The 3,228-nt window shown below is 44.3% G+C and carries 5 protein-coding genes; 2 read left to right on the top strand and 3 right to left on the bottom strand.

Annotated features, from left to right (window positions below):
* The first annotated feature begins 297 nt into the window (after positions 1-297).
* Together U9S71_RS20740 and U9S71_RS20735 are read left to right on the top strand one after the other, a co-directional pair.
* A complete protein-coding gene (locus tag U9S71_RS20740; RefSeq protein WP_326329770.1) occupies positions 298-696 on the top strand; it encodes a (deoxy)nucleoside triphosphate pyrophosphohydrolase in 399 nt (132 codons plus the stop codon).
* Between the two features lie 123 nt (positions 697-819).
* Entirely contained in the window at positions 820-1,644 is an 825-nt protein-coding gene (locus U9S71_RS20735) for a KilA-N domain-containing protein (protein ID WP_326329769.1), read from the top strand.
* Between the two features lie 47 nt (positions 1,645-1,691).
* Here U9S71_RS20735 and U9S71_RS20730 read toward each other — a convergent pair whose 3' ends face one another.
* The 3 genes from U9S71_RS20730 to U9S71_RS20720 form a co-directional block, all read right to left on the bottom strand.
* Positions 1,692-2,114, bottom strand: coding sequence for a hypothetical protein (locus U9S71_RS20730; RefSeq protein ID WP_326329768.1), 423 nt, complete (start codon positions 2,112-2,114; stop codon positions 1,692-1,694).
* A 320-nt stretch (positions 2,115-2,434) separates the two neighbouring features.
* On the bottom strand, positions 2,435-2,593 hold the full coding sequence (locus tag U9S71_RS20725; RefSeq protein WP_326329767.1) for a hypothetical protein: 159 nt from the start codon (positions 2,591-2,593) through the stop codon (positions 2,435-2,437).
* Between the two features lie 44 nt (positions 2,594-2,637).
* Positions 2,638-2,940, bottom strand: coding sequence for a hypothetical protein (locus U9S71_RS20720; protein WP_326329765.1), 303 nt, complete (start codon positions 2,938-2,940; stop codon positions 2,638-2,640).
* Between the last annotated feature and the right edge of the window lie 288 nt (positions 2,941-3,228).

The raw sequence follows: 3,228 nt of genomic DNA, 5'->3' as shown, positions 1-3,228 counted from the left end.
GTTCGGTAACTGTTGTTCGCCCTTTTTGAAATAACTCTGCCATTTGCGCTTGCGTTAGCCAAACCGTTTCGTTTTCCAACCGGGTCTCAATACGGGTAATCCCGTCCTCACTTTGATAAATTAGGATATTGCTTGTTTTCTCTATCATTTTGTCAATCGGTCATGCCTTAAATTAAATGGGCGTTCTTATTTCCAGGTTGTATTAAAGATGCATTCCGAGTTCGTCGCTCACGGGCCCGGCAGAGTAGTACTAAGATAACGGAAAGTTGTACCTTTAGCCAAACGAAAACACTTCCCATGCTCATCGTAACCTGTGCGATCATCATCCGTGAAAGCAAAGTATTGATTTGCCAACGCAGCAGCACAATGAACTTGCCGATGAAATGGGAGTTTCCGGGAGGTAAGGTAGAACCGGGCGAAGACGATGCTGCAACCATTGTGCGCGAGATAAGGGAAGAGCTGCATTTGAACATTGAAGTGGTGAAACAGCTCGAACCGGTGGAACACGACTATCCCACTTTCCGGATTCGACTGATTCCCTTTATCGCTAATGTGGTAGGCGGCGCGTTGCTACTCGAAGAACACGTGGACGCCAAATGGGTAACCGTAAATAACTTGAACCAATACGACTGGGCACCTGCCGATATGCCGATTGTGAGTCAAATTCAGCAGACGCTGTCTGCTGAATTAAGTTAGCCCAAATTCCAGTTAATTATGAGCGTGTTTTGATTTTGGAAGCGGCAATATGTTTGCTAAAAATTTTTGCTTTTATATAAAGTAAAATGTACCTTTGCCATATAACCAAATGGCAACCTACTCATGGCAAAAAACAATAAATTGGAAGTAAAAGGGACGGAAATAACTGTTATTGCAGCCAGTACAGGTGATTTTATCTCCCTAACGGATATGCTAAAGGCAAAAGACGGTGACTTCTTTATCTCGGACTGGCTAAGAAATAGAAATACGGTAGAGTTTTTGGGAATATGGGAGTCGGTGAACAATCCAGATTTTAATTATGGCGAATTCGCCATAATTAAAAGTCAGGCCGGATTGAACAGCTATCGAATAAGCGTTAAGGAGTGGGTAGAAAAAACAAACGCAAAAGGATTGAGCGCTAAAGCAGGTAGATATGGAGGAACATATGCCCATGTGGATATCGCCTTTGAATTTGGAATGTGGATTAGTGCCGAGTTCAAAGTATACTTGATAAAAGAGTTTAAACGACTAAAACAGGAAGAAAGCAGTAGACTAAACGCTGAGTGGGATTTTCAACGTACGCTTGCCAAGGTAAACTACCACATCCATACAGATGCCATCAAGGAAAACCTGATTCCGGCGACGTTATCAAAAGCACAAGTTTCTTTCATTTATGCAAACGAAGCTGACGTGCTGAACATGGCCTTGTTTGGCAAGACAGCTAAGCAGTGGCGAGATGACAATCCGGATAAACAGGGTAACGTTCGGGACTATGCATCTATCGAACAATTGGTTGTATTGTCAAACATGGAAAGCACGAACGCGTTACTTATTCACCAAGAATTGACCCAATCCGAGCGATTGATCCAATTGAACCGGATGGCAATCATGCAATTGCGTTCGCTGGCAGTACACCGTAAATCGGTGACAAAACTGAAGAACGGCTAGCAAGAGAGGTCTAATAAAGCAGGTAGGGGGTGTTTACCTGATAATGCTTAGCCGCTATCGGGCGATAAAGCGGGTGATAAAAAAGGTTTGGTGTCACTTACCGCAGGCGTCCAAAATTCTATTTTATGGAGATATGGTTCGGTTTGCCGATGATCGACATGCCATAGCAGATAGCGCTTTTGGCGCTTGGGGTACTGTGGTTCGTGCGTGTATACCATACGTATGTGCACATCGCCCTTCTCGAATTCTTCGATCTTCTTATCCAACGGTATGCCTAAAATTGCTTTCGTGAGCTTTCGGTAAATGCCGGGCTGGTCCACTTTATAACTCACCAAAAACGCTGTGCAGAGCTCGCGGATGGAACGGCCGAAAAACGGCTGAAGCCTACTGACGACAAGCTGTTCGAATGTTTGCCCCGGAACATATTCATCGATGGATTTGACTAGGGGTACGGTGTGGAACGTGGGCATAATTGATGGTGTTTTGGTGACAAAGGTAATCGATCAATCTATTTATTGAAAGTCGAATCAAAAGTGTAAAACCTCGATTGGGCAAATCAGAAACCTTGATGCTATCATTGGACACAGTAAACGCACACACAATTATCCGAGGGTCAGCATCTCGCGTGAAACAATATGATTTGCCCATAAGATTCCGGGAATAATGTAGGGAATCATTGGCAAAAAAATCATTCAAATCGCCATCTCCACAGTCAAATGGTTCACATTGATGAAATAGCTCTTCACCATAAGGTTTTAAGGTACACTCGTCTAACAACAAAACAATGGGTCTATTTGATTTTGGCCTTGGCTAAAATCCTGGCAGCTCGGTTAATCTGTTTTGAAAAATCAATGGTAGCCCTCTTGTCGTTATTGGCATGCACCTTCTTTTCAAATGCTTCAGCCGCCTCTGATTTAAGAACAGGTATTGATTTAATTGCAATTGCCATAACTTTAAACTACTGGTTACAAAGATAATGACTTCTATTGACAACTACAACAAGCTTAACGCCAAAAAGCGGGAGCCACGCCCAAGCGCTGGGTGATTGACGGCCTGCTGATTAGCGGCAATGGATTTTTCTATAGCGGCAATGGCTCGCTGGATGACCTCCAGCTCGGCGTTGTACTTCTTTTGCTTACGGAGGATAATCATCATCCGATTATAGGCTTCGGCATTCAGGTGCTTACGACGGGTCAATGCACGGTATATTTTCAGTGCGTCCGCATGCTTTCCCTCCCTTTCAATTTGACGCGCTTCGTCCATGAGCGTTTGGGTGGCGATTTTCTTTTTGGCCATGGTGGGTCATTGTGCTTGGTATAGTTCGATAACAGATGAGTGGGGAAATTGGTTTGGATGCGGTTGTGTAACTGCTGCGGGCCCAAGTTAGCGGGCGACATGTTTCGCTTCTTTAAGGATATGAGGGCCAATATAAGGGCTGAGTGACTGTGGGGTGACGAGTTCTGGATCGCCCGAAGCTGAATTTGAGACAGATGAGGGCCGTTCTTATTTCCAGGTTGTATTGAAGATGGATCCTGATTTTACCGATCACCGAGAAACTTCGGAAGCAGTATGTCGGAATTTCCG

Origin of the sequence: Parapedobacter flavus, from assembly GCF_035818675.1 — a bacterium.
GTDB classification, from domain to species: Bacteria; Bacteroidota; Bacteroidia; order Sphingobacteriales; family Sphingobacteriaceae; genus Parapedobacter; species Parapedobacter flavus.
Note: the sequence above shows the minus strand (reverse complement) of the source record. Positions and strands in the feature narration are given on the sequence as shown.